This is a genomic window from Slackia heliotrinireducens DSM 20476 (genome assembly GCF_000023885.1).
Classification (GTDB): domain Bacteria; phylum Actinomycetota; class Coriobacteriia; order Coriobacteriales; family Eggerthellaceae; genus Slackia; species Slackia heliotrinireducens.
This window is the reverse complement of record NC_013165.1, coordinates 2,626,186-2,651,564: the sequence shown is the minus strand read 5'-3', so window position 1 is coordinate 2,651,564 and position 25,379 is coordinate 2,626,186. Positions and strand designations below refer to the sequence as shown.

Annotated in this window: 22 protein-coding genes and 1 riboswitch; of the genes, 9 read left to right on the top strand and 13 right to left on the bottom strand. The window is 59.8% G+C overall.

Going from position 1 to position 25,379, the window contains the following annotated elements; all coding sequences use genetic code 11:
• The first annotated feature begins 17 nt into the window (after window positions 1–17).
• The gene (rarD, locus tag SHEL_RS11745; RefSeq protein ID WP_050749584.1) at window positions 18–920 is read left to right on the top strand and encodes an EamA family transporter RarD; all 903 of its coding nucleotides are present in this window, start codon (window positions 18–20) and stop codon (window positions 918–920) included.
• Window positions 921–935: 15 nt separating this feature from the next.
• Here rarD and SHEL_RS11740 read toward each other — a convergent pair whose 3' ends face one another.
• The 3 genes from SHEL_RS11740 to SHEL_RS11730 all read right to left on the bottom strand — a co-directional run bounded on the left by SHEL_RS11740 (window position 936) and on the right by SHEL_RS11730 (window position 2,837).
• Complete coding sequence (locus SHEL_RS11740; RefSeq protein ID WP_012799499.1) at window positions 936–1,739, bottom strand: class I SAM-dependent methyltransferase; 804 nt, start codon at window positions 1,737–1,739, stop codon at window positions 936–938.
• Between the two features lie 27 nt (window positions 1,740–1,766).
• A complete protein-coding gene (locus SHEL_RS14570) occupies window positions 1,767–2,360 on the bottom strand; it encodes a TetR/AcrR family transcriptional regulator (protein ID WP_012799498.1) in 594 nt (197 codons plus the stop codon).
• A 183-nt stretch (window positions 2,361–2,543) separates the two neighbouring features.
• Window positions 2,544–2,837 carry a hypothetical protein gene (locus tag SHEL_RS11730; protein ID WP_012799497.1) on the bottom strand — a complete coding sequence of 98 codons (294 nt, stop codon included), beginning with the start codon at window positions 2,835–2,837 and terminating at the stop codon, window positions 2,544–2,546.
• 526 nt (window positions 2,838–3,363) lie between these two features.
• Window positions 3,364–3,450, top strand: a riboswitch (ZMP/ZTP riboswitch).
• 82 nt (window positions 3,451–3,532) lie between these two features.
• On the opposite strand from SHEL_RS11730, the gene SHEL_RS11725 reads away from it, so the two are divergent.
• From SHEL_RS11725 to SHEL_RS11705, 5 genes are all read left to right on the top strand, one after another.
• Entirely contained in the window at window positions 3,533–4,159 is a 627-nt protein-coding gene (locus SHEL_RS11725) for an IMP cyclohydrolase (protein ID WP_012799496.1), read from the top strand.
• 11 nt (window positions 4,160–4,170) lie between these two features.
• A complete protein-coding gene (locus SHEL_RS11720) occupies window positions 4,171–5,349 on the top strand; it encodes a phosphoribosylaminoimidazolecarboxamide formyltransferase (RefSeq protein WP_012799495.1) in 1,179 nt (392 codons plus the stop codon).
• A 143-nt stretch (window positions 5,350–5,492) separates the two neighbouring features.
• Window positions 5,493–6,875 carry a carbohydrate-binding domain-containing protein gene (locus tag SHEL_RS11715; protein ID WP_012799494.1) on the top strand — a complete coding sequence of 461 codons (1,383 nt, stop codon included), beginning with the start codon at window positions 5,493–5,495 and terminating at the stop codon, window positions 6,873–6,875.
• Window positions 6,876–7,130: 255 nt separating this feature from the next.
• Window positions 7,131–8,645, top strand: coding sequence for an alanine/glycine:cation symporter family protein (locus SHEL_RS11710; protein ID WP_012799493.1), 1,515 nt, complete (start codon window positions 7,131–7,133; stop codon window positions 8,643–8,645).
• Between the two features lie 153 nt (window positions 8,646–8,798).
• Window positions 8,799–9,998, top strand: coding sequence for a hypothetical protein (locus SHEL_RS11705; RefSeq protein ID WP_012799492.1), 1,200 nt, complete (start codon window positions 8,799–8,801; stop codon window positions 9,996–9,998).
• A 65-nt stretch (window positions 9,999–10,063) separates the two neighbouring features.
• On the opposite strand, the gene SHEL_RS11700 is transcribed toward SHEL_RS11705, so the two are convergent.
• From SHEL_RS11700 to SHEL_RS11675, 6 genes are all read right to left on the bottom strand, one after another.
• A complete protein-coding gene (locus SHEL_RS11700) occupies window positions 10,064–11,347 on the bottom strand; it encodes a GMC family oxidoreductase N-terminal domain-containing protein (RefSeq protein WP_012799491.1) in 1,284 nt (427 codons plus the stop codon).
• Complete coding sequence (locus SHEL_RS14565; RefSeq protein ID WP_050749583.1) at window positions 11,344–11,883, bottom strand: hypothetical protein; 540 nt, start codon at window positions 11,881–11,883, stop codon at window positions 11,344–11,346. The genes SHEL_RS11700 and SHEL_RS14565 overlap by 4 nt, the downstream gene beginning before the upstream one ends.
• Window positions 11,880–14,693, bottom strand: coding sequence for an AMP-binding protein (locus SHEL_RS11690; protein WP_012799489.1), 2,814 nt, complete (start codon window positions 14,691–14,693; stop codon window positions 11,880–11,882). Before SHEL_RS11690 ends, SHEL_RS14565 begins: the two co-directional genes overlap by 4 nt.
• 4 nt (window positions 14,694–14,697) lie before the next feature.
• The gene (locus SHEL_RS11685) at window positions 14,698–16,059 is read right to left on the bottom strand and encodes a polysaccharide pyruvyl transferase family protein (RefSeq protein WP_012799488.1); all 1,362 of its coding nucleotides are present in this window, start codon (window positions 16,057–16,059) and stop codon (window positions 14,698–14,700) included.
• Window positions 16,060–16,199: 140 nt separating this feature from the next.
• Window positions 16,200–17,384: an Mbeg1-like protein gene (locus SHEL_RS11680; protein WP_012799487.1), complete on the bottom strand. Its 1,185-nt coding sequence runs from the start codon at window positions 17,382–17,384 to the stop codon at window positions 16,200–16,202.
• A gap of 58 nt (window positions 17,385–17,442) precedes the next feature.
• Window positions 17,443–18,282, bottom strand: a complete 840-nt coding sequence (locus SHEL_RS11675) for an ADP-ribosylglycohydrolase family protein (RefSeq protein ID WP_012799486.1) — start codon at window positions 18,280–18,282, stop codon at window positions 17,443–17,445.
• A 302-nt stretch (window positions 18,283–18,584) separates the two neighbouring features.
• Between SHEL_RS11675 and SHEL_RS14560 the strand changes: the two genes are divergently transcribed.
• A complete protein-coding gene (locus tag SHEL_RS14560; RefSeq protein ID WP_012799485.1) occupies window positions 18,585–19,268 on the top strand; it encodes an HIRAN domain-containing protein in 684 nt (227 codons plus the stop codon).
• Window positions 19,269–19,336: 68 nt separating this feature from the next.
• On the opposite strand, the gene SHEL_RS11660 is transcribed toward SHEL_RS14560, so the two are convergent.
• A complete protein-coding gene (locus tag SHEL_RS11660) occupies window positions 19,337–20,188 on the bottom strand; it encodes a TIGR02452 family protein (protein ID WP_012799484.1) in 852 nt (283 codons plus the stop codon).
• Between the two features lie 700 nt (window positions 20,189–20,888).
• Here SHEL_RS11660 and SHEL_RS11655 point away from each other — a divergent pair.
• Window positions 20,889–22,064 carry a glycoside hydrolase family 25 protein gene (locus tag SHEL_RS11655; protein ID WP_126513823.1) on the top strand — a complete coding sequence of 392 codons (1,176 nt, stop codon included), beginning with the start codon at window positions 20,889–20,891 and terminating at the stop codon, window positions 22,062–22,064.
• 1 nt (window position 22,065) lies between these two features.
• Window positions 22,066–22,617: a DNA-3-methyladenine glycosylase I gene (locus tag SHEL_RS11650; protein WP_012799482.1), complete on the top strand. Its 552-nt coding sequence runs from the start codon at window positions 22,066–22,068 to the stop codon at window positions 22,615–22,617.
• Here SHEL_RS11650 and SHEL_RS11645 read toward each other — a convergent pair.
• The 3 genes from SHEL_RS11645 to SHEL_RS11635 all read right to left on the bottom strand — a co-directional run bounded on the left by SHEL_RS11645 (window position 22,614) and on the right by SHEL_RS11635 (window position 25,295).
• On the bottom strand, window positions 22,614–23,342 hold the full coding sequence (locus SHEL_RS11645) for an acyl-[acyl-carrier-protein] thioesterase (RefSeq protein WP_012799481.1): 729 nt from the start codon (window positions 23,340–23,342) through the stop codon (window positions 22,614–22,616). The two genes, SHEL_RS11650 and SHEL_RS11645, sit on opposite strands and share 4 nt — an antisense overlap.
• Before the next feature lie 97 nt (window positions 23,343–23,439).
• The gene (locus SHEL_RS11640; RefSeq protein ID WP_012799480.1) at window positions 23,440–24,216 is read right to left on the bottom strand and encodes a tRNA threonylcarbamoyladenosine dehydratase; all 777 of its coding nucleotides are present in this window, start codon (window positions 24,214–24,216) and stop codon (window positions 23,440–23,442) included.
• A 20-nt stretch (window positions 24,217–24,236) separates the two neighbouring features.
• The gene (locus SHEL_RS11635) at window positions 24,237–25,295 is read right to left on the bottom strand and encodes a nucleoid-associated protein (protein WP_012799479.1); all 1,059 of its coding nucleotides are present in this window, start codon (window positions 25,293–25,295) and stop codon (window positions 24,237–24,239) included.
• Window positions 25,296–25,379: the final 84 nt, after the last annotated feature.

The following is a 25,379-nucleotide window of genomic DNA, read 5'->3' as shown; positions in this document are numbered from 1 at the left end:
CGGCTGGGCAGGCGGATATGCGGGAGGAACGAACGGGCACGTTGGCCGGTCTGGCATGCTATATCCTTTGGGGCCTGTTCCCTTTGTACTGGAAGATGCTCGTCGACGTCAACTCCATCGAGATCATCTGCCATCGCATCATCTGGTGCTTCGCAACTGCAATCGTGGTGTGCGCCGTCCTTCGTCTGCATCCTTACAGGTTGCTGAGCAATCGTCGCGGCTGGGCCCATCTGCTGCCTGCCGCCCTGATCATCGCCACGAACTGGGGCATGTACATATGGGGCGTGAACAACGGCTACGTGGTCGAAGCTGCGCTGGGATATTACATAAACCCGCTGGTCTCCGTTCTCATCGGACGCGTGGCGTTCAAGGAGCGTCTGACGCCTATGCAGTGTATCGCCGTGGTTTTGTGCACTTTGGGCGTGACCTATTTCACTGTGTCATACGGTCGGTTCCCCTGGCTGGCTTTTGCCCTGGCAATCAGCTTCGGCGTGTACGGCGCCATCAAGAAGCACGGTGGCTATCCGTCCTTCGAAGCCTTGGCGGTAGAGAACACGATTACACTGCCGATTGCCATCGGCTTGGCGATAACGGTAGCGCACATTACGGGAACCCATGCGTTTTTCGGCGACGTATCGAGCGTTGCAGGATGGAAAACCACTGCGCTGCTGATACTGGGCGGACCGGTGACGGCAATTCCGCTCATGCTGTTTTCGGCTGCCGCGAATAAGATCCCGCTGGCATCTCTCGGGTTCATCCAGTACGTATCGCCGACGCTGCAGCTCATCATAGGCGTGTTCGTGTTCGGTGAACCGTTCACTTTGGCCCATGCGGTCTGCTTCGCGTGCATCTGGGCGGGTCTGTCTTTCGTCGTGGCCGATGCGGCCCTGAGGTACAGGGCAGGCCTGAGGGCGTCGTAACCTGCCGATGTTGCGTCATGCCAGCTTCAGGTGCACCATCTTCACCATGTTGAACCGGTCCGAGAACACCATCCTGAACTTCGTATCGAGCCCGAGACCCTTGCGTGGAATCGACCGGTAATACGGCTCCTCGTCGGCCGAGAGGACGCCGTCCAATTCATTGCCGAGTTCAGCGGCATTGTCGACATAGAAGAACATCTTGGCATCCTCGTGGCCAAGCTGTTTCATGTAGCCATCCATAAACTTCATGCCAGTGCTGTTGACGGTGTCGAAAACGGTTTCGATGGGTCCGAAATTCTTCAACTGGCGCAGTAGCGTGACCACGGCTTCCTTCTCGAAGTAGTAGAACAGGCCGCCGGCAACCACCAGAACGGGTGCGGTGGGGAAATCTTGGCGGATCTGTTTGATCCAGCCCAGCTCGAATGCAGATCCTGGAATGCAGCGGTCGCGCTCGGTTTCTCCAAGCACTTCGCGGCGGAATTCGATGACCTCGGGCAGATCTATTTCGTAGAAGACAGCGTATCCGTCGTCGTTGCGGTAGAACGCGGTTTCCAGACCGCATCCGATTTGGGCGATGACCCCATCGGGGTGCCTTAGTCTGAACGTCTGGATGTAGCGATCGAGGTTCGCAGCGCGCGATGCGCTTGCCACCAGGGTGTATTGGCTTTGCTTGCCCTTGTTGAGCAGTTCGGCAGGCACCCTGGATTTCAGCTCGAGGGCTTTGGCGTCGTGCAGTATGTTGGGCTTCTGTTGGCTTATCTGGATGCGTCCGGCCAAGGGGACGAAGAGTGTTTCAGAGACGGTGTTGAGTTCGGCCACGATTATTCCTTTCGGTGTTCGAACGGGTCAGTGCAAATGGGGTGTGAATGCGTCGGTTAGCGCCTCAAGGGTCCGCATGGTGCCATCGAGGCTTCTGTCGTCGGCGCCTTCTGGGTGGCTTGCCTGCCATGACCACATGACCTGGCCCATGCCTCCGGCCAGGAACAGTGCGGTTGTTTGGGTCTCGTGCCGCGGCATGTCCGGGTTCTCGCGAATCAGCAGCTTTTCGATAAGCGAAGCGCAGCGTTGGGTGACGCGTTCGCGCGCCTCGAGCAGAAACGGCTGAGATGGCTGCCCTGCTCCGAGCGCACCCTGTGTGCGGGCCATGCTGTCGGCCATAATCTTATAGGCGGCACGTATCTGCCTATCCAAGGGGTCGTCGACGTCGAAAGCCTGCTCAAGCGCCTCGACGTACGACGAGGCGACCGTCTCGATGCATGTGCGGTACAGGCTCTGTTTGTCCTTGAAGTAGTAGTAGAAGACGCTTGGCGAAGCCGTGCGGACGCCGACGGCGTCAAGCACGTCTCGAACGGAAACGTCCCCGTACCTTCGCTCCGTGAACAGGGCTATGCCTGCTTGGACGAATGCTTCGCGCCTGATGTCCGGCGTCGTCTTCGGCATAGTTTACCTCCTATAACTTTTGCTCGAAACGCAGTATAGAATAAGATTCTATAACGCGCAATCGAGGTGATTATCTGTGTTGTGACGGGCTTTTGGGCGGCGCAGCCTAGACCGACCCCATGTCGCTTCGGGTCGAATCGGCATGCTGCTATGGTGTTGTGCGGTGCGTTTGCCCGGCTTTTTCTAACGGCGTTCGGGCTTCGAGGTCAGATGCCATCCGTTGCAATAGGGGCATCGGTACGCATGGAGCCCTGTGGTTCCGTATGCCGCGCAGGAGAGGATGGCCTGATCGGCATCGCTTTTACAGGAATACCGGTTCTTCGATTCACAGGCTTTGCGACGCAGTGCCGCTTCCTTCTCTTCGGACGCAGCGATGCGTCGGCGCTCCTCGCGTCCGAACACGTCATCCATACCGCCCAATGACGCTTTGAACTCGGCGACCTGCTTGGCGCGGGCCGAACGCTTTTTGCTGCCCATATCTGAATCCTTCTGTACGGGGTTGTTTTGCAGCATTGCACTCCTGAAGATTGCCTCTGCTCTTTCTTGAAGCGGTCTTCGAAGTCAAACGTAGTCGCATTGTTGCCCGCGTGCGCATGGGTGCGCGTTCTGAAACGGCGCTAGGCAACTTGGCTGAACTGCCGCAACCAGATTGTGCGATGCCAGATTCGCTTTTGCGGCAACGTATGCGTGTATGGGTGGTTTCGATGCTCATGTCATACCTCCGTTTCGTGAATGAGCGCGTACAGCACCAAACCCGGGAAGCCGGGTGGGTATATGTACAGGATTTTCAACAGGGTTTCGAAGCTGTGCCCGATGCGCCGACCGCATGCCTTCAGGCGGGCGCTGCGACGGCACGTATAAGGCCGTGTCTTCAATATGTTGATGGGATTCTATCACAAAAATAGGAACATGTGTTCGTAAATTGTGAGAAAAAGGCGATTTAATATTGCTTGCCGATGGTGTGCCGTTCGGGGAGGGCCGTGTGATACACTTTCCGCGTAATCATATGTGCTGTGACTGACGGAACAAAGTGGAACAACCACGGGGGAACAGCGCATTCCATAGTATGCCGACCGTCTGGGCAAGCCGAATCGAACGAAGTGGCTTGCCTTCGTTATATGGGCAACCTCGCTTCGGCGATAAGGCGTAGATAACCGTTTGAAGGGAGCAGCATGCAGAATCTCGTAGACATTCTTGAGAACAATCCTTACCCGGGACGTGGCATCGTCGTGGGCAAGGACCGCGTCTACTACTGGATCATGGGGCGCAGCGTCAACAGCCGCAACCGCATCTTCGTGGAGACCGAGGACGGCATTCGCACCGAAGCCTACGATCCCGCCCTGTTGGCAGACCCCAGCCTGATCATCTACCATCCCGTGCGCACCATGGGTGATGCCCTGGTTGTTACCAACGGCGACCAGACCGACACCATCGTGGAGAAGGGCAGCTTCCGCGACGGCTGCATGGCCCGCGAATACGAGCCTGATGCTCCGAACTTCACGCCCCGCATTTCCGCCATCATCAATGGCGACGGCACCTTCGAACTCTCCATCCTCAAACATGTCGACGGCCGCTGCGTCCGCGAGTTCTTCGCCTACGAAGGCGTTGACGAGGGCTGCGGCTACTTTATCAGCACCTACCAGGGTGACGGCAACCCGCTGCCCACCTTCGCGGGCGAGCCTATTCCGGTGACCATGCCCGAGCCCGATGCGGTATGGGCTGCGCTCAACGACGACAACAAGGTATCGCTGTACACCAACGTCGCAGGTGAAGTCAAGATTTTCAACAAGCACGAGTAAGGAGAACCCCCGTGAACGAGCTCGAACTCAAATATGGCATGAACCCTAACCAGAAGCCTGCCCGCATCTTCATGCGTGAAGGCGGCGATCTGCCGATCGAGGTGCTCAACGGCAAGCCCGGCTTCATCAACTTCCTCGACGCCTTCAACTCCTGGCAGCTGGTTAAAGAGCTGAAGGAAGCCACCGGCCTGCCCGCGGCGGCATCCTTCAAGCACGTCAGCCCTGCCGGCGCTGCCGTGGGCCTGCCTCTGACCGACCTGGACCGCAAGATCTATTTCGTCGACCAGGAAGGCGAACTCAGCCCCATCGCCTGCGCATACATTCGCGCTCGCGGCGCCGACCGCCTGTGCTCCTACGGCGACTGGGCGGCCCTGTCCGATGTGTGCGACGCCGACGTGGCCCGTTACCTGAAGCTTGAGGTGAGCGACGGCATCATCGCACCCGGCTACACCGATGAGGCGCTGGAAATCCTCACCACCAAGAAGGGCGGCAAGTTCAACGTGGTGCAGATCGACCCCGAATACACTCCCGCCGAACTGGAGTTCAAGGACGTTTTCGGTATCACGTTCCAGCAGGGCCACAACAACTTCAAGATCGACCGCGAGCTGCTCTCCAACATGGTGACCGAGAACAAGGACCTGCCCGAGCAGGCGGTCATCGACCTGATCATTTCTCTCATCACCCTCAAGTACACGCAGTCCAACTCGGTCTGCTACGTCAAAGATGGCATGGCCATCGGCGTCGGTGCGGGTCAGCAGAGCCGCATCCACTGCACGCGTCTGGCTGGCAGCAAGGCTGACAATTGGTACATGCGCCAGCATCCGAAGGTTCTGGGGCTGCAGTTCGTCGACGACATCCGCCGTCCGAACCGCGACAACGCCATCGACGTCTACACCAGCGACGAGTGGGAAGACGTCCTGCGCGAGGGCGAGTGGCAGCAGATCTTCAAGGTGAAGCCCGAACCGCTGACTGCCGAGGAGAAGAAGGAGTGGATCGCCACCCAGACCGGCGTTTCCGTCGGATCCGACGCGTTCTTCCCCTTCGGCGACAACGTCGAACGTGCTCGCAAGTCCGGCGTGTGCTACATCGCCGAGCCGGGCGGCTCCATCCGCGATGACCATGTGGTCGAAACCGCCAACAAGTACGGCATCGCCATGGCCTTCACGGGCATGCGTCTGTTCCATCACTAAGAACTACGGCATAGCCTCAACCGGTGCCCCGTGCGCTTTTCGTTGCGCACGGGGCACCGTTCTGTAATCTGCGTTTCAGGTTCGATTCAGCTTCCCCCTCTACCATGGTTCTTACAGGAAACCCCATGAAGAGGAGACCAGCTATGATCAAATTCGAAACCCAACGTGAGCGACTCACGAAACTTATCGCAACGACCTGCGTGACTGGCGTGCTTGTATTCTCCCTGACGGCGTGCGGGTCGACGGATGCGACTGCGGAAAACGTGCAGGTCGAAGCGTCCGAGGCCACCGAGGCGCGGCTGCAGGACACTTCCGCCGACAACGCCACGCCTAGCGGGCCTGCGACAGAGGGTGAGGCCCAAGCTGCCGCCTCTTCTGCGACGGAATCGAACGGTGAAGGCGCGCTGGACACATCCGACATGTTCTCGGATCGCGACCTGGAACAGGAGGCGGACACCTCGAACGCCACGGAAATCACGCTGACCAGCAACGAGGACGTCGCCATTACCGAAGAAGGCGTCTACGTCATCACGGGGTCGGCCGAGAACTGCACTATCGTCGTCGCGGCGGACGATGCCGCAAAGGTTCAGCTCGTGCTTGACGGCGTGACCATCGTCAACGACGACGCGGCAGCCATCTACGTGGCGTCTTGCGACAAGGTGTTCGTAACAACCACGGACACCGAGAACACCTTGGAGGTGACAGGCACCTTCTCCACCGAAAACGAAACCGCAGGCGATGCGGCGGTCTTCTCCAAATCCGATCTGGTGCTGAACGGCGTCGGCACGCTGAACGTCACCTCGACTGACAACGGCATTTCCGGGCATGACGACCTGAAGATTACCGGCGGCACATACAATATAACGAGTGAAGCCGATGCTGTGGAAGGCCACGACTCCATCCGCATTTGCGACGGCATCTTCACCATCCACTCTGGCAAGGACGGTTTCCACAGTGAGGATTCCGACGACGACACGGTGGGCTACGTCTATATCAGCGGCGGCACCTTCGACATTACGGCCGCCGATGACGGCATCCAGGCAACCACGATCGGCCAGATTGATGGCGGCACGTTCACTATCAGCGCTGTCGAAGGTATCGAGGGGACGTATGTCCAGATCAACGGTGGCACTATCGACATCGAGGCCAGCGACGACGGCATCAACGCCACCGGCAAGTCGACGGCTTACGACATCGTGCTCGAGATCAACGGCGGCGAGACCGCCATCGTCATGGCGCAGGGCGACACCGATGCGCTGGATTCCAACGGAAATCTCGTCATCACAGGTGGCACGGTCGACATCACGGCGAATTCGCCTTTCGACTATGACTATCAGGGCGTTTTGGAAGGTGGCACCGTGATTGTGAACGGCGAGCAGGTTACGGAACTGACCAGCGCCATGATGGGTGGCGACATGGGCGGGCAGATGCCGGGCGGCGACATGGGCGGCGCGCCTGGCGACATGGGCGGGCAGATGCCTGGCGGCGACATGGGCGGGCGGATGCCTGGCGAGCTTTCCGCATAGAACGTAATTCCATATTGACAGCTTGAAAGGATGCCCTCGGGCGTCCTTTTCGTTTATGCAGGAACGACTGATTCGCCCTGCATTTTATGTATTGCTGCGAATAAAGCACCGTGTTTTCACCAACTTTTTGGATTGTTGACCCATTTAAATCAATAATCTGGATTACGAAACCACTGTTTTCGGGTAAAGTGATGCAATTGAGTTTATTCGAAGCTCGATGCGATATCTGCCACTTATAAGGAAAGGAGAAGGCTCATGAGCCTCAATGACACACTGGTTCAAATCACCGGTAATATCAGCGACCTCATGTACAGCTATCTGCTGGTATTCCTGCTGGTTGCATGTGCCATCTATTTCACGGCTAGGACGAAGGGCGTCCAATTCCGTCTTCTTGGCGACATGTTCAAGCAGATTGGCGAGAAGAAGCACGTTGAAGGTGAGAAATCCGTATCCTCGTTCCAAGCGATGATGATTTCCACCGCATCGCGCGTCGGTACCGGCAACATTGCAGGTGTCGCCGTGGCAATCGCCGCAGGCGGTCCTGGTGCCGTTTTCTGGATGTGGCTTATGGCCCTTTTGGGCTCTGCAACCGCGTTCGTCGAATCCACCTTGGCCCAGATTTGGAAGGTCAGGGGCGACGAAGGCGAGTTCCGCGGCGGTCCTGCATACTACATCCAGCAGGCGTTGCATAGCCGTGCCTTCGGCATTCTGTTTGCCATCTTCCTGATCCTCTGCTTCGCACTTGGCTTCAACGGCCTGCAGGCATACAACATGACCAGCGCCATCCAGTACTACTTCGTTGAGCAGGACTATAAGGCCATCGCTCTGGTCATGGGCCTTGCCACGGCAGCCTTCTTCGGCTTCGTCGTGTTCGGCGGCTCCAAGCTCATCTCCACCATTACCTCCGTGCTGGTTCCGATCATGGCCTTCACCTACATCGGTCTGGCCCTGTTCGTCACCATCACCAACATCGGTCTTCTGCCCCAGGTCATGAGCTTCATCTTCACCTATGCGTTCGACTTCCAGTCGTTGGCCGGCGGTCTTGCCGGATCCATGATCCTGCTGGGCATCAAGCGCGGCCTGTTCTCGAACGAAGCCGGTATGGGTTCCGCTCCTAACGCCGCCGCTGCCGCTTCCGTTTCCCACCCGGTCAAGCAGGGTCTGGTCCAGTCGCTGTCCGTGTACATCGACACGATTCTGATCTGCTCCTGCACCGCATTCATGGTCATGGTCTACTACGTGAAGGTTGCTGGCGCAGGCATCGGTGGCGACGCCGGCCTGTCTGGTATGACGCTGGTCCAGTACGCCATCTCCAACGAAGTCGGCCCCGTGGGCATCCACTTCATCACCTTCGCAATCGTGTGCTTCGCGTTCTCGTCCATGGTCGGCAACTACTACTATGCCGAGAGCAACATCAAGTTCATCAAGAACGACCGTATCGTCCTGACCGTCTTCCGTATCTGCTGCATGCTGGTCATCCTGATGGGCTGCATGTCCTCCTTCGACCTGGCTTGGAACCTGGCGGACATCACCATGGGCCTTATGGCCATCGAAAACCTTATTGCTATCGTCGTCCTCGGCAAGTGGGCATTCAAAGCTCTGGAGGATTACGAGGAGCAGAAGAAGGCGGGCAAGGACCCCATCTACCTGTCCGAGAAGTTCGAAGCTATGGGCATGCCTCATGCCGAATGCTGGCATGTTGACGCTCAGCATCTTGAACAGCTGGGTGGCAACACCATTAAGGAATATGTCGACGAGGCTCTGAGCTAAAGCGGCGAATCCCGATATCTGCAGCCGGACCGGAGAATTCTCCGGTCCGGTTTTTTGTTCTGTATGCATGACGATGCATGACAGTTAGCGGTTGGTGGCGCGCACGTGCTACTATGGTGCCGTTGAGTTTCAGAGTTCCGAAGGCGGTGCACTATGGCGAACCTTTCTCCTGTAGCTATCGATGTGTTGGTGCGGCTTGTCGGAGTGGTCACGGACTATCAAAGCGGCCGCCGCGAGAACCTGACGGTTGATGCCGTCGAACTCAACGGCATGCTAGGCGGCCGGCCTCGCGTGCCGTTCGGCGACAAGGAAGCCCTGAAAGATGCCGTCGCATGGTGCAGGAAGAACAACCAGCCGCTGCTTCCCGCCCTGGTCGTGATTGACAAGGGGTACCGTAAACCTGATTCTGGATTGCTGAAGGCCCTGTACGGAAGCAAATCTATAACCGATGCGATGTCATTGTGGGAGCAGGAGATTCAGACCATCGGCAACTTGAGTGCAGGCGCCGTTGCGCAGTTCAGGAACCTCATTCCCGCCAAAGAGCCGGAGTCAGCGCCTCGTGCGGTTCGCAAACCTGCTGAGAGGAAAACGTCTGCCCCGCGTACGGCGGCGCGTAGGGAAAAGACCTCTGCGGTAACGTCGAAGCGAGAGGCTGCTGGCGTTGTGAAGCAGGGTTCGGCGGTCGTGACGGTGCAGTCGATCGATGCTGCTGCGTTCAAGGAGTGTTTCGCACAGTTCTGCCAGTATGTAGAAGACGCCGATCCAGGCGCGCCGCTGTTCGACAACGTTGTGGTGTCCGCCTTAGAGGAAAGCCGGTTGACGGCGCGCGATGTGTGGCTTGGTGATTTGGATATCCCCAGCTGGACTGAGGATATGGTGGGGACGGGTGCGCTGGTTGCCAAGATTCAGGCAACTATCGACGATGATGAAGCTCCCTGGAGCCGCTTCGAGGGCAGGGTGCCGAACATAGCGGCGGTGCTGCGTCGCAAAGACCGCCAGCGGGGCAATCTCCTGTTCGAAGGTCCGCTCATGTCCTTCTACAAGGACGAGATGTCCGCAGAAGCATTCCTTAAAGCCATGAAATCCCTGTTCGTCCGCTATTACGGTATGGTTTCGCACCTGCTGTTCCTGAAGGACGCGCAGGCCTATGTGCCTGTTGACTCCGAAGCGGCCGAGGCCGGGTTCAGGAAACTGGGCATGGACTTGTCTCTGTCCGGCGCATGCACGTGGCCGAGCTATTCTCGGTTCCTGGGACATCTGGGACGCATTCAGAAACTCCTCGCCGAAGAAGGCCATCCTGCCACACTGCAGAACGCATACACGTTTCTGCAGGTCATCGGCGAGATGAAATAACCTGCACGCTGAAGGCCAGACGCTTTCGAACGGTTTACGGGGCTTCGCCGCTACGACGCGCGTCGCTACCGAGCAGCGGCGGTTTTGGCGACCTTTTTGGCCAGTGCCATGATGGTCAGGATAGGCGGGTTGCCCATCGAGGCGTTGAACAGCGTCGAGTCGGCCAGATAGAGGTTGTCGGGCAACTCCTGATGATGGAGGGTTTCCGCCTCTGCCTGGGTCAACGGGTAGGCGCCGCCGGGATGCCCGGCGTTCAGCATGCCGTAGAAGGTGTCGGATTCCCGAATGCCGAGCCGCCCCATGATGCGTCGGCAGTCGTCGACGGCTCGGGCCATGGTCTCGTAGTCGTGGTCGGTCAGCGGTTTGGATACCGTGCGAGCCGTTACGGATCCGACCTCGTCATCGGCGAATTTGATCATCAGGCTGAAGATGTCCTTCGATGGCGCCCGCCATTTCTTGTCGAAGAAGAAACTCAGAAAGTCGAAATACGGCGAGAGAATGTATCCGTCGCGCTGCGAAGCGAAGGGCATGGGGATTTCGCTGTCGAACCGGGCGTTCTCCCAGGGCGCAGCCACGCAGAGCACGGGGTCGACGAAGAACGTGGGTTTGGAGGGAATGCCTGAGCGGTCCAGGATCTTGGGTGTGCCAACACCTCCGGCCGCGAGCAGCACAAGATCGGCGTCGAGGGTTACCGTGCGGAGCCCTTGACGGCATACCACTCCTGTCACATGGTTGTTTTCGCAGGTCAACTTGGTGACCGTACAGCTCTCCATAACGTCGACCAGGCTTTGGTCAAGGCCTTCCAGCAGCTTGTCGGCGGTCCATTTGGCTCCAAGCTTACAGCCCAGAACGCACTTGCCGCAGGCGACGCACCGGTCTTCGTCGACCATCTTCGGCATAACCCGGGGGTCGAAGCCTTCGGCCTCGAATGCTTCGAACGTTTGCCGGGTCAGGTCCGACCAGCGACGTTGGTGGTTTGTGCATTGAGGGACCAGGTCGGCAAGTTCGTCGAATTCGTCATCTAAATCTATGCCAAGAGCCTTCAGGTCATCGTCGTAGCGAAGTGCGTTCGCGGTGGCGAGGTGGGTGGTGCCGCCTATACCTCGTCCTCTGACCAGGGGCATGCTGTCCATTTTGTCGATGCGCATGTCGCCGAAGACCGCCTGGATCATGCGGGTGTCCACAAACAGGCCTGCTTGGCGCAAAGGTTCGAAGGTCTTGAGCTGGTATGCGAAGGGTTTGAACTCGGATCCCCGCTCGACAAGGGCCACATGCCACCCGAGCCCGACAAGTTCGCGTGCGGCCGCGCAACCGCCGGCACCTGCACCTATGACGATGGCATTCTTCATAATAGAATTCCTTCCTGTTCGAATGCGGCTGTGCAGCAGGGCGCTCCTTCGGTGATGCGGCATGAGAACGTCAAAGCGCCTTCGCCCACGATGCCCGCCATGATGCCCTCGTCGAAGGCGGACATGAACAGGCACGCCGAAGGGGCATAGTATGTGCTGAACGAGCACGGGCACATGGTTATCTGGCCCGGCAGGGCGCCTTCCAGGGTGATGTCGATGTTCCGATAGAGCGCCTGGACGAGCTCGAACCTGTCGATTCCTGAAAACGGCGGCATGGCCGCAAGCCTACGCCCCAGGTTGTAGGCCCGTCGCCGCAGGTCGGCTCGGGCGGCATCGCCGGCTTCGGTTCCTGCCAGCCGTGCCGTTTCCTGAACGGTGAACGAGGTGAACGCGTGCAGCATCCCGTCGGCGTCCATGTTGGAAAGCCCCGGTGCCTGTGCGCCTACGGCCTTGGCGAAAAGCCTGGTCATGCAACGCAGCTGCATGCGCCGAAACCATTCGCTCTCAATCAGGCGTATGCCAATCGTGCGACTCACGACATGGCTCCTATGTGCATGGCGCCAACGGCCCCATGCAGGCCGGATTCATCGTAAAGCGCCTCGATGACCTGGGGATAATGCTCGAGAATGACCTTGCGGCGCATCTTCAGGTTGGGCGTGAGCTCGCCGCTGGACAGCGCCAGAGGGCGTTCCATAACGGCCCAACGCTTGAGCATCTCGGGGTGAGAAAGGCCTTCGTTCATCTTCAGGATGGCCGCGTCGAAAGCCTGCGCGTCAAGCTCGGCGTCGTCTTCCAGCCAGATCAGGCCGGTGCAGTACGGGCGCCCGTCGCCTACAAGCATGGCTTCGCTTACACCAGGGATTGACTTGACCAGGGCTTCTATCTTTTCGGATTGGACATTCTTGCCGTAAGAGGTCACGACCAGTTCCTTGCGGCGCCCTTGGATGACCACATTGCCTTGCGGCGACAACGATCCCAGATCACCCGTGGCGAAATAACCTTCGTCGTCCACGGGAAGGGGGCCCATGCCGTCGTATCCCACGGTCAGCTGCGGGCCGCGCATCCAAATTTCCCCGGTGCCGTCAATCTTCAGATCGGTTTGGGGCAGGGCCTGTCCCAAACTGCCCAGGTCGTTTCGACCCATGCGGTTGAGGGTGATGAGCGGGGCCTCGGTCAGGCCGAACGCGTTATGGATTTCGATGCCCAGCTCGCGGTAGGCTTCCAGCAGGTCGTTGCGGATAGGGGCCGACCCCACGATGAGCTGGCGGCATGCGTCCAGCCCCGCCTTCTTGAGGATGGCGCGCTTGCAGATGCGGGCGAAGGCCTTCTTGGCCGGGCCCGGCTTCATGGCCAGGTAGCGCTTGCCGGCGGCGGTGGCTGCGAACTGGTTCCAGACTTTCTCGTAGAAGCGGGGGACCGAGAAGAAGATGGTGGGACGTACCTTCGGCAGCGTTTCGGTCAGTTTGGAGAAGTCATTCAGGCAGTACACTTCCACATCGCTGAGCAGGTAAAACGGTGCGTAGGCCACAAGGATGCCCTCGACCACGTGGCTCATGGGCAAAAACGACAGGTACCGATTGGGGGCGTTGCGGGTCTTCCAGTCCAGTATTTCGGGCATGGTCTGGCCCATCCACGCCAACTGGTAGTGGTTGAACATGGTGCCCTTGGGCAGCCCGGTGGTGCCCGATGTGTAGCGAATGGTGGCGATGTCGTCGTAACCGACGGCAGGAAGGGCCTTCGCCTTGTCATCGGCGGTGCGTCCGATGCCCAGAAACACTTCCCAAGGCGTGATAGTTTCGGGCAGGTTCTCAAGGGTGGCGATGGGCGGCATGAGCACGCAGGGGATACCCGGATCATCCTCGGCGGCGGCGCGCGCCAGTTTCTCCATACCGATGAACAGGAGTTTCGCGTGGCTTCGGTTCACGAATTGGCGGATGTCCGCATAGGGCGACGTGTAGTACAGCGGCACGCTTACGCCTCCGACCAAGCCGATGGCGGCATCCACCGACGTGTAGGCCGAAGAGTTCACGCCCACCAGCGCTACGCGGTCGCCAGGCCGGATGCCCACCGAACGCAGCGCGGCGGCCAGCGTGAGGACCTGCTCCTTCATCTGGTCGGCGGTGGTTTCGCGCACGCCTTCGTCCGTCACGTCGAAATACGAGATGGAGCTGCGTTTCGACGACAACCTGACCAGCATCTGCTCGAAAGCAGTGCGGCCCGTGTGTTTCAGGAAGCTGCGGTCGACGGCGTACCTGAGCATTACGGGAAGAATGGAGCGCCAGCTCAGCGTGCAGGTGCCCATGAGCTTCTCGGTGTTGTCGGTCGAGAAGACGTGCTCGTCGTTGAAATACGGAGAAAGGGCCAGCATGTTCGACAGAAAGCCCTTCTTCTTTTCTTGCGAAGCCCGCTTCAGGTTGCGGTTGGATCCCAACGATCCCAGCTCGGTCGAACTTACGTACACGGGCTTTTGCAGCTTCACGCCAAGTTCCAGCCGAGCCCATCCGCGGGTCGTTTCGACGATGTCGCCAACGGTGGGCTGCAGGCGGGCGGGCATGGTGCAGTGGTAGGTGGTTCCGACGGCCTTGGGGGAGTCCAATGCGGCCATGGCGATGCTAGCGACGTAATCGACGGGCACGATATTGAGCCTCTGATCGGCTGCGACGGGGATGATCGGCAGCATGCCCTTCAGGTACATCTTCAGCGGGTAGTACACGGTGTTGAACGAGGTGATCCAGCCCGTGCAGGAGTCTCCCACCATTTGGGCAGGACGCAGCACGGTGACAGGCATGGATTCCGCCCGGCTGCGCACCAGTTCTTCAGCTTCGAATTTCGTCTGCTCGTACAGGCTGTTGAACCCACGGTTTTCGAAGGACTCCTCATCGATGAGTCCGCTGCGTTTGCCGGCGACGTAGGCCGTGGACACATGCATGAACCGATGAAGCGGACGACGTTCGTTGATCCGTTCGGCAAGATTGAGAATATGGCCGGTGGCTTCCACGTTGGCCTGGCGAAGCACCTCGATGGTCTGGTTGATGTTGACGTCGGCAGCGGCGTGGATCACCGTGTCGACCTGGCCGCACAGCATGTCGACGGTGGTTTCGTCCAAACCGAGCATGTGCTTCGTGATGCATCCGTCCAAAGGCACGACCTGGGTGCCCAGTGCCGGTTTCAGTGTGGCGTTTTCGTACCACAGGCGGGCCAGGCGCTGTTCTGCATTCAGCTGGCCTGAAGGCCGCACCACGGCATACACCGCATGACCGCGTTTGACGAGCTCTTCGGCCAGACGCGTGCCCAAAAACCCGGTGGCGCCGGTGAGCAGAACGTGGTGACAGCTGGTTTCGGGCATGGGGCTAGGCCTCCTTCAGGTGCAGGTCGTGGGCAAGCGGGCTGAACTCCGCAAGATAGCGTTTGGTGTCAACGGCCATGCGACGGCACAACGCACGGCGGTCGTCGACATAGCGGCTCAGTTCCGCATGCTTCTCCTGGCTCAGGTTCGAAACCTCGTCCAGGGCTTTCGCCATGGACGTCTCCAGGGCTGGGTCGTTTACGCTCAGGAGCAGGGTTTTGCTGATTCCTGCATCCTCGAACAGGTTCTGCAGACGCTCATCCATGGACACGCCGATCGGGCATATGCCCTGCTTGATGGCCAGCACAGCCGCGTGGTAACGCGAGGTGGCCAGCCGGCTCAGCATTCCGATGACCTCGGAGATGACGTAGCCGTCCTGGTTATTGGACAAGATGCTGGCATGGGGGCGTTCGGTCATGGCGCCGAGCCTGGTGCAGGCCTCCAGGTCGAGCTTTTCCATGCCGATGATGACGGGGAAGAACCCGTATTTCGCACAGGCGTCTTCGACGGCCTGGGCCATTTTCTGCAAATACGTTTCGAAGGCGCGGGCGCGCTCTTCCGACCAGCTGAAGAAATACCATTTCTGGTAGTGCTGCTCCCAGGTGCCTGTCAGGGCCGATTTAGCGAGTCTGCCCAGCGAAGGCTTGGCCGGCCAGCAGAAGGGGTTGATGACCGCGATCCCCAGCAGGGGCTGGGTGCCGTTCCAACCCTGGGATACAAGCAGGTCACGGGCCTTTTCGGAGGCGTGGGCACCGTCGAAGGTCCATGCGGTGTCCGTGCCCAGCTCGGCTTCGAACCCCAGCTGCCGCATGGCTTCGCGGGAACCTTCGGTGCGGGCGATGAACTTGGCGTCGGTGCAGAGCTTGCGGGCGGTGTTGCTGACGAAGGCATCCATGTCGCCTGCTTCGCCTCCATAGGCGATGCAGGGCTTGTGCTGGGCTTTTGCGATGCCGGCCGCCTCGCACATGAACAGGGTTAGGCCGTTGGCAAACTTGCTTTTGAGCATGGATCCTTCGCACAAGATGATGACTTCGTGGGTGCTGCAGGCTTTCAGCAGCGGGAGGAAGAACATGGTGTCAAAGGGGATGGCGTCCACGTTGGGCGCGAGGTAGGGTTCGGTGCTGGACGGGTCCAGCGACATGAGGGACATGCGTATGCGGTCGCTGCCGAATTCGTCGTTGAGCTGGGTAATGAGCGACGCGACACGGACGTCGGATCCGGTGTTGCGGGCCCCGTTGTACCCTACGAGCAGGATTTTCAGCGGGTCGTCTGCGCCGTGCGAGTCGAGGGGCCGATATGAGACGCGGTTTGTGAACCGACCGAGGAACGCGCAAAAGCGGACAATCAAAGCCAGAATACGGTCCATGCGAGTATCCCCCTCATAAAACAATTGCGAGCAATTAAATTGTATACAATAAGATAAGGCTAATTATATCACAGGAGAGATAGGCCGTATGCGTATACACACGCCTGTTATATGTTTGTCATGAACAGACGGCGTCCGTCTCAGGATTGCGGGCGCTGGTGCTCAAGCGCGGGCATTTGCACGCGGCTCGTCTGGATGCGCGAGGCCACATGCTGCTCCAGCGCTGCCTTGGTGCGGTTTTTCGCTCCCTCGGCAAACGTCCTGGCGCCGGCTTCGAAAAGCTTGCCTACGGAGTCCATCACCTCGCGTTTGGTGTCCGCGTCCAGGTCCGCAACGTTTTTCAGGATGGCCGCATATGCAGAAGGGTTCATGCTTCTGAACTCCGACACGGTGGTCGCGCCGGATGCCTCCCACGAATCGAACACCGCGTTCACCACGGTGCGTCGGCTGTCCTCATCCATGGTGGTGAACCAACGGTTGAAGGTGTCGTTGGCGAACAGGCTTATGCTAGACAGTTCGTCGGCCAGTTCGAAAGAGGTTCCCAGCACAGCCCAGGTGTACGGGTCGTGCTGCTGGACGCCGGACGCCGTGCTTTTGACGATGGTCTTTATCGGGGTGTTCGCCATGAGGATGCCGATGAGCGACGATTCGGGAATGATGTGGCGCACCTTCGGCAGCACCGCGTGGTACTGGGGTGTGGCGATGATCTTCTTGTTGAACCCGGGCCCGTCGTTGGAGTAGACGACGCGGACGCGTTCGCGCACCCGGTAGGGGCCGAAGGCTGCGGCGTATATGGCCAGGTTGCCGCCTTTGGAGTGGCCGCCCACCGTCAAGTCGCCCTGGGTTTTGCCGGCAACGGCATCCAGGTAGGCGAGAGCGTGGTCCTGACCTGGGGTGGAGTCGGAATACCACAGGTTGAAGTCCTCACGCCAGCCGACAATGGTGCTGTCCGTTCCACGGAACGCCACGTAGACGGTGCCGTCCGGAAGGAAGAAGGTGACGGCGCCGTATTGGACCTGGCGCGCGGCATCGACGTTCGACTGGTACCAGGCCAGCCGCACGTCGCGGTACCGGTCGGTTTCGGCGGCCTTGCTCGCCAGGATGTGCGGGTTGTTGATCGGCGACGACGGCTTGACGCCGCGGCGCTCGAGTTCCTTCTGGGTTTGGGCCAAGGTGGGGAAGTCGTCCGATTCCAGCCCGCCGACGATGCCGTCAAGCTCGAGGTAGACGAGCTCGGACAGGATCAGGTTGTCCACCTCGTTGAAGGGGCTGGTCGTGAACGACAGGTCGCCGCGCCAATCAAGATAGTCGAGAATCGTCTGCATGGTGCTCCTATTCGAAATCCAAGAGCATAGCCGAAACCGTGTTTCCGCACTTCATGGGCTATGCCAGGCAGAACTCGTCGAATTGCCGGGCGGTTTGGATGAACTCTTGGGGAAGGAACAGGTCGGCCTGGCTGGCAAGGTCGGCTTCCGGCTCTTCCGCCAGGTCCTTTCCGCCCAGGTAGAACGCCCAGGCGATGCTGCCTCCGATAGCCGCCATGGTGTCGCTGTCGCCTCCAAGGGAGATGGCGTTGCGCAGAGTGTCCTCGTAGCTGTCAGACTCCAAAAAGCAGATGATGGATTCGGGCACCGAGCCTTGGCAGGACACGTCGAAGGCGTAGCCGGGACGGATGTCGTTCAGTGTGCGGTGCAGGTCGTATTCGAACGTGGTTTCAACGTAGTCCCTGATGGAGTCCTTGTCGGCGCCGGTGCGGGCCAAATAGATGGCCGCGGCCGTAGCCTGCGCGCCCTTGATGCCTTCGGGGTGGTTGTGGGTGACGCGGGCGGATGCTTCGGCCAGCTGAAGGGCCTCGTCCAGCGTGCGCGCGGCATATCCGCAGCTCGAAACGCGCATGGCCGAACCGTTGCCCCAGCTGTTGTAGGGTTCGGGATTCGGGTTTTTGAGCCAACGCCTGAACGATCCGCCGTAGCCGGCATGGGGGAACCTTCGGCCCACATCCCGAAGCTCCTGCACGGCAAGGGATTCGAAACGCTCCGCATCGCGGCCCGAGGCCATAAGCGCCCGCGCGATGGCGATGGTCATGGCGGTGTCGTCGGTGTAGCAGCATTCGCTGTCGAACAGGGCGTACCCCGTTTTGTGTTTAGTCGCGTTCCATTCGAAACGAGATCCGGCGATGTCTCCGATCATGGCTCCGTACAGGCAATTGGCCACGTTGTTCATGCGATGCTCCTTTCGACTGCAGAAATGATAGCAAGCTGACGGACCGCCTGCAAAGGAGCCGACGTGTTCGTCCCCCGGTCTGCCAGTCGTGCGGTATGGCGCACGTTGCGCATGCACCGTCTTCGTGCGTCGCGGAATTCGCAGGTCATGCGAGGTTGCAGGAAGTCGCATGTGCCTTGTGTGACCCGATTCGGTCAGCTGGTCCTTCAGACCAGCTGGGAAAATCGTTGCTGTCCCGTTTCCTGTTCATAAGGAAGGCGTTGCCGGCGTATCATGATGACATCCACGGATAAGGAGGCACCATGTACGGCGGACCGTTCGATTTCAACGACAATGGGCGCATGGACCCCTTCGAAGCGTCCGTCGGCCACCACGTGATATTCGACGTGTTCGGAACAGAGGGCGGTTCGGACGACGATGCTTGGACGACTTCCTCACGGACGAAGCCGAAGGCGTCGTCGCAGCGCAAGTCCGCGTTGGATGCGTGGCTGAATTCATCTGACGACGATGGTTTCAACCGGGCCACGGATTCTTGGAACGATGTACTTGAAAGCGAGTATCCCTGGACCAGCGAGCCGTCGGCAGCAAGCAGCTGGTGTGACACCATCGATGACGAAGACGGCGATAGCGAAGACCCTTGGGCCGCGGACAATGACGAAGACGAGGATCTGTATTTCCATACGTATGTGGCCGGCACGAAGTTCGACAACCACGACGTGGCCTGGTCGCATGCCGAATTCACCTACGGACTCGAAATCGACCTGGTCAGGGAGCCGAATAACGAATACGACCCGAACGCCATAGCCGTATACGCCGACGGGCTGCATGGCGGATATGTACCGGCCGATGTGGCGTCTACGCTGGCCGACTTGATGGACAGCGGATGGGAGGCAACGGCGAGCAACGTCCGCATCTCCGTCGACGACGACCGCGAGGGCCCGTACCGCGTTCGGCTGGACATTCGCGCTCACAACCCGTGCGCTTAGTACGTTCGCTTCATAAAAGAAGAACCGCAGGTCAACAAGGGCCTGCGGTTCTTATATGCACGGGGTGTCTAGCGCAGCGTGATGCCTTCGGGCAGCTCGATGCTGTAGATGTCGAAGTCGTCCTCGTCCTCCTCGTCGGTGGGAACGTAAACGGGTTCTTCGATTTCGGGGGCTGCGAACAGCGCGTCGAATGCGGCGAAGTTCGCGCGGGGTACGGCGAAGATCACATTTTCGAAAACGCCCTGGTGGGCGTCGATCCAGTCGCGGAACAGCTGGGCGACGACCGTGTCGTCGTTGCCGTTGAAGCCGCAGCCGAAAGCGTTGCAGATAAGGGTGTCGACGCCGTTTGCAGCGGCGACGCGCATGATGGTTTCGATGCGGGTCTTGATGGCCTGGTCGCATTCGGCAGCGGAGCGGTGATTTTCAAGGGCACGGGTGCGGTTGGGTGCAGGAACAGCCACGATGCCGGCGGTGCGCAGGTCGCCCGAGCGGGTGAACTTGACGTCGGGAATCCACAGGGCCCGGTCGGTGAACAGCTGCCCCGACCAATAGTCGCGGTTGGCGTCGTGGTAGGTTTCTTTCAGGCCGCACAGGATGGGGTAAAGGTTGCTGTCGGCACAAAGCACCTGTTCAGGACCGAAGGCGCCTTCGACGTAATTGCCGCCGGGCTTGGTGAAGGCGCAGGGGTCGACCACGGCTACCTTGCCCTGGGCCTTGAACAGGGCCGTTACCGTGAAGTCGGTGGTGGCGTCTGTCGCGGTGGCCTCGAAGCGGGGTTCGGGAACGGCCAGTTCGCGTCCGTCACCGTCCTCGTAGACGACGGTCGCTTCGATGCTTGCGGCAGTGTCGCTGGCGAATACGGTGTTGACGAAGGCAAGGTGCTTGGCAGCCTGCTTCGCGCGCTCTTCTTTTGTGGGCATGGCTCCTCCATCTGCATCTCAAAGTGAATGTTCCTATGATACTGCAGTTCAGGACGGCAAGCCCGCACATCTGGGCATCCTTTCGTAATCGGTCGTGCGCGCCTGCGGGCATCCGGCGGCTTCTACCGGGAATGCCGCAGTTCGAACGGCGGCGGTTGGCGGGCTTGCCAGGGTTCCTGGCGGGCTTCGTGCAACGAAAATCCGACTTTGGGAGCACTTGAGGGGGATAATCTGCGCGAAGAGGCTCCTTCGACGCGTTACGAGGATGCTTCATGACCAGATGACCTTAAGATACGCAACAGAATACGTTAGGTTGTGGCGAAACACAAAGCCTTCCGAGCTCACAACCTATCGGCAGGAGGCTGTTTGCGCGGATTATCCCCTCAAGTGCTCCGCAAATTGAGATTTCGTTGCACGACAGGGTGCAGAGGCCTCGTTTCACGATGGTGATTCGGACGATGGGGGCTTGCGTGCCGAAAAATGCCAGCTCGCCGCAACGCACGACGATTCGTCGTTGTCAGGGCGTGGTTTCGAATCCGGATCGAAGGCGACCCGCAGTGCGGGGCAGAGCTTGAAATGCCGCCTGGCTGTGGAACCCTTGCAGATAAGTGACGGAGTTTTTCGTCGGCTTTCGCCATCGCGGTGCGTTCGCGTACCGAGTCCGACTACACTCAGGCGGATATCGCCGACAAGGAGGCTCATGGCAGAACATCAGGGCAGGCATGCGAGGGTCGAATCCACTCGCGGCTCCAGCGGACGCACGACGTCTGCCGGCTCGTCGCGCCCCCAGCCTCAGAGGCTCTCGCAATCCCAACGCTCCGTCCGCTCGACGCAGGTCGGCGGGTCACAACAGCCGCGTTCGGGTTCGTCGAGGATGGGGTCTGATTCGACATCGCGGTATGCGCGCGAACCCCAGCGCTCGCCGCAACGGTCCCACAGCCGGTATGCCGAAAGCCAGAGGCGGGCCGACCGTGCGCGTGCTGGAGCCCGTAAGCGCAAGGGCCCGACCAGGCGGTCGGGCAGGGCATCTGCCTGGGCATTGCGCATTGCAGCAGTTGTCCTGCTGTTGGTCGTGTTCGCAGTGGGCGGCGGCATTGCCGGTTTTCTGGCCAGCGACCAGGGTGCGTCGGGCGAGCATCGGTTTACGGAAAGCCTGGGTGAAGGCGTCGATGCGCAGATCGAACCCATTTACGATTGGGGCAATCTGCGCATGACGGAAGACGGCCGTCGCGTCTACGAGATGAACGGCGAAGTGGTTTCCCGCCAGGGCATCGACGTTTCCGCACATCAGGAGCATATCGACTGGAGCGCGGTGGTGGACGACGGTATCGATTTCGCCATGATTCGCTTAGGCTACCGCTCGGTGGACGAAGGCAACGTGGCTCTGGACGACTACTATGCGTACAACCTCGAACAGGCCCAGGCCAGCGGATTGGACGTAGGCGTGTATTTCTTCTCGGCGGCCGTAACGGTGGAAGAAGCCGTCGAAGAGGCCCAGTTCTGCATTGAGAACCTGCAGGCCCAGGACGCCCATCTGCAGTATCCCGTGGTTTTCGACCTGGAAATGAGCTACGGCGGACGGGTTGAGGGCCTGACCCGCGACGAGCTGACCGCCATCGCACAGGCTTTCTGCACGACGGTGGAGGAGGCCGGCTATCAGGCTATGGTGTACGGTAACGCATCCGACATGCTCTGCTTCAATCTGGGCGACTTGTCGGCCTACCCACGCTGGCATGCGGAATACACGCCATCGCCGGCCTACGCCTACTATGATTTCGTAATGTGGCAGTACACCGATTCGGGCCAGGTGGCAGGCATCGTCGGCAATGTCGATCTGGACCTGGACCTGAGCGCGGCACGACCGGAAGGGCGATAGCATGGGTATGCGGTGCCCCTGGGGCGATTCGGACGACCTGATGCGGGATTACCACGACAACCGATGGGGCAAGCCCGTCCACGACGACCGCGAGCTGTTTGCCATGCTTGCGCTCGAAGGCCAGCAGGCGGGTCTTTCCTGGTCGCTTATCCTGAAGCGCGAAGCGGCCTACCGCGCGGCCTTCGACGGTTTCGACCCGCAGGTCATCGCGGCATATGACGATGCGCGCATCGAAGAGCTGCTCGCCTGCGACGGACTCATCCACAACCGCCGCAAGATGCTGTCGGTGCGGACGAATGCCCAGGCGTTTCTACGGGTTCAGCAGGAGTTCGGCAGCTTCGACGTCTATATATGGGGCTTTGCCGACGGATGCACCATCGACCACAGGCTGGCCCGGCAAGACGACATGCCCGCTTTCGACGACCTGTCGAAGCGCGTGAGCCGCGACATGAAGAAGCGGGGCTTCACTTTCGTCGGCCCCACCATCGTCTATTCGTATCTGCAGGCCATCGGCGTGATCAACGACCACATTCTGGAGTGCCCGTACCGCTAATCCACCGTCAGGCGGACACGCGTGCACAGCTCGTCGCCGTTCATACCGGTAACTTCCCACACTCCGGGTTCGGCTTCGCGTTTGAACACCTCCACGGCGTCGCCCTCGTGGCACTGCGCGATGTATTCGATCTCGAAGCTTCGGGTGGGGTGCGCCATGTGAAATTCCGTATTGAAGGCGTTCAGGGCCAGGTCAACGTAATGCAGGTTGTTCATGTGCAGGTTGTTGTCGATGTCGGAATACCGCACGTGGTAGGTGTAGGCGTGGTCGGCGCCTTCCGCCGTGAACCTGATGCGCTGCAGGCGGGGCGTTTCGATGCCCAGATGTTCGGCCAGATTGGTGGGGAAGTCGATTTCGGACAGCCGCGCGACCTTGCCCTCGGCCACATTCGCGATGCACATCTCCATGGCGCCCTTCGCGCGCAGTTCGCCGCCCTGGGTGATGATGAGATACTGCACCAGGCGTACAGGGGATTTCTGCGATTCGATCCACACCTTGCTTTCCACCGGTCCCGAGAAATCGGCTCGGCTTTCAATCACCAGGTTGTAACGAGTTGCCAGCCAGCCCAAGCCGTAAGCGTCGATAATGACGTCGTTGCCCTTTCCGAATTGATGGAAGTGCCCGGTTGCGGCGTCTTGGAACCAGTTCATGTAGCCGCGGGTGGCGATGCGGCCGTCAGCCTCGGCGTCGCGGAACTGCGGAAGCGATGTAATCACGAAAGCCATGGGTGTCCTGTTCTTCATCCAGATATGAAACGCTTGCCATGGTACTCCAAAAACGCCGTACAAACACGGGTTTTCCGCTTGAAACCGTTTTGTTGGTTTACACGCCGGCCTGGTCGAGGCGCAAACCGTCCGTCAGGTCTTTGATGACCTCGGAGGCGATGATGAACCCGGCGACGGGAGGCACGAAGGAGTTCGAACCCGGGGTGATTTTGCGGCGGCCCGTACGGCTGTCGATGTCGGAGGGGTCCAGCGGCAGGTCGGTATCTTCGGGAAGGGGCAGCGGCGTGAGGGCCTGCTCGGTGGAATAGACCACCTTGGTGTGTTTGATGCCGCGTTTGCGCAGCTCCTTGCGGATGATCTTCGCCAGGGGGCACACGCTGGTTTTGGAGATATCGGCCACCTGAAACGCAGTAGGGTCCATTTTGTTGGCGGTGCCCATGCTGGAGATGATAGGTGTCTGCGTGTTGAAGGCCTCGGTGATGAGCTGGAGCTTCGCGGTAATCGTGTCCACGGCGTCCACCACGTAGTCGTACTGCGTGAAATCGAAGCGGTCCGCGGTTTCGGGAAGATAGAAGCAGGTGTGGGTGGTCACGCGGCAATCGGGGTTGATGGTGCGGATGCGCTCGGCGGCCACGTCCACCTTAAGGCGCCCCAGCGTTTCGTCGGTGGCTATGATCTGGCGGTTGATGTTAGTCAGGCACACGGTGTCGTTGTCGATCAGGTCCAACGCGCCCACGCCGCCACGAACCAGGGCCTCTACCACGTAACCGCCCACGCCGCCCACGCCGAACACGGCGACGCGGCTTGCGGACAGGCGTTCCAGGGCGGGGGCGCCCATGATGAGCTCGGTGCGGGAAAAGCGGTTGAGTGCCATGTCGGGCGTCCTTCGTGCGTCTAGCGGTTCTCGATGTAGCCGATGTTCTTCAACGAGATGGAAATGCGCCCGTCAGGCTCGCTGATGAACTCGATGAAGTCGGGGTTGCGCCCGTATTCTGCGGGGAAGGTGATCTCGATGCCCGTGTCGGTGCGAATCTTGTGGTTCTTGGTGAAGCGCTGCACGGCGGCCTTGTCCAGTTTCATCTTTCCGGAAAGGTGCTCCTCGGCGGCGTATTCGTCGAAGCGCCCCATCATGTCGCTGCGGCCGTCGAACACTTCGCGGCCCAGTTCGTCCAAATCGAAGTCCCCGTCGTCGAAGGCCACTTCGGCAGCGTACGCCTTCGCCCTGGAAAGCGCCAAAGCACTGTTGGCGCCGTATTCGTTGGCCACGGTTTCCACCACGTCGGCCACTGCGGAGAAGGCCTCCTTGCTGGACGCCTCCATGGAGCACTGCAGCAGGCCGTCCGCCAGGAGGAAGCGCTCTTCGCCGGCAATCAGGCGTTTCTTGTCGGACAAAGTTACGCCGCCGGTCATCAGGTCGATCACGGCGTAGGACTGCACCTTCTGCGAGGGGCTCGGCAGGATGGCGAAGTGGCGGGCGATGTCGTTGCGGCCGCCGTCTCCGCGGCCCACCTCATGCATGTAGGCCTGCTTGCTGTCCAGCAGCAGGATGGCGAAATAGCGCATGGCCTGGCCTTCGAAGGATGCGTCCACCTCTTCGTCGGTGGCTTCGCCGCCTTGGTTGCCGTTGACAGGCACCTCGAAATCGACGATGAGCAGGTCGGTGGAGTCGGCTTTCTGCTGACGGCCCAGCTCGTCGGCCAGATAGTCTGCAATCTTGCGGGACATGTCCATGAAACTGCGCTGCCCTTGGGCGTACGCCTGCAGCTCCTCGGCGAACATGCTGTCCTCGTAAAACACGCCATGCTTGTTGTCCAGGCTGTTCAGAGCCTTGTTCGCATGTTTCGAAATGTAGCTTTTCGCGCTTTTGTCTTCCAAGTTCACCTCTTCGGTGGCGAATACGTTGACGCAGGAGATGAAGTCGAAAACATGCAGGATGGCGTGGTTGATCTTCATGGGAGTCCGTTTCTTGCCGGGTGTCAGTGCGGTGGCATAGGATACCAGACCTGAATGGTGAGCCTGTGGACGTTTCCAGAAGCA

Coding starts and splice junctions, on each gene's coding strand:
- rarD (WP_050749584.1), top strand. CDS start 18: ATGCGGGAGGAACGAACGGGCACGTTGGCCGGTCTGGCATGCTATATC.
- SHEL_RS14570 (WP_012799498.1), bottom strand. CDS start 2,360: ATGCCGAAGACGACGCCGGACATCAGGCGCGAAGCATTCGTCCAAGCA.
- SHEL_RS11730 (WP_012799497.1), bottom strand. CDS start 2,837: ATGGGCAGCAAAAAGCGTTCGGCCCGCGCCAAGCAGGTCGCCGAGTTC.
- SHEL_RS11725 (WP_012799496.1), top strand. CDS start 3,533: ATGCAGAATCTCGTAGACATTCTTGAGAACAATCCTTACCCGGGACGT.
- SHEL_RS11715 (WP_012799494.1), top strand. CDS start 5,493: ATGATCAAATTCGAAACCCAACGTGAGCGACTCACGAAACTTATCGCA.
- SHEL_RS11710 (WP_012799493.1), top strand. CDS start 7,131: ATGAGCCTCAATGACACACTGGTTCAAATCACCGGTAATATCAGCGAC.
- SHEL_RS11705 (WP_012799492.1), top strand. CDS start 8,799: ATGGCGAACCTTTCTCCTGTAGCTATCGATGTGTTGGTGCGGCTTGTC.
- SHEL_RS11700 (WP_012799491.1), bottom strand. CDS start 11,347: ATGAAGAATGCCATCGTCATAGGTGCAGGTGCCGGCGGTTGCGCGGCC.
- SHEL_RS11690 (WP_012799489.1), bottom strand. CDS start 14,693: ATGCCCGAAACCAGCTGTCACCACGTTCTGCTCACCGGCGCCACCGGG.
- SHEL_RS11685 (WP_012799488.1), bottom strand. CDS start 16,059: ATGGACCGTATTCTGGCTTTGATTGTCCGCTTTTGCGCGTTCCTCGGT.
- SHEL_RS11680 (WP_012799487.1), bottom strand. CDS start 17,384: ATGCAGACGATTCTCGACTATCTTGATTGGCGCGGCGACCTGTCGTTC.
- SHEL_RS11675 (WP_012799486.1), bottom strand. CDS start 18,282: ATGAACAACGTGGCCAATTGCCTGTACGGAGCCATGATCGGAGACATC.
- SHEL_RS14560 (WP_012799485.1), top strand. CDS start 18,585: ATGTACGGCGGACCGTTCGATTTCAACGACAATGGGCGCATGGACCCC.
- SHEL_RS11660 (WP_012799484.1), bottom strand. CDS start 20,188: ATGCCCACAAAAGAAGAGCGCGCGAAGCAGGCTGCCAAGCACCTTGCC.
- SHEL_RS11655 (WP_126513823.1), top strand. CDS start 20,889: ATGGCAGAACATCAGGGCAGGCATGCGAGGGTCGAATCCACTCGCGGC.
- SHEL_RS11650 (WP_012799482.1), top strand. CDS start 22,066: ATGGGTATGCGGTGCCCCTGGGGCGATTCGGACGACCTGATGCGGGAT.
- SHEL_RS11645 (WP_012799481.1), bottom strand. CDS start 23,342: ATGGCTTTCGTGATTACATCGCTTCCGCAGTTCCGCGACGCCGAGGCT.
- SHEL_RS11640 (WP_012799480.1), bottom strand. CDS start 24,216: ATGGCACTCAACCGCTTTTCCCGCACCGAGCTCATCATGGGCGCCCCC.
- SHEL_RS11635 (WP_012799479.1), bottom strand. CDS start 25,295: ATGAAGATCAACCACGCCATCCTGCATGTTTTCGACTTCATCTCCTGC.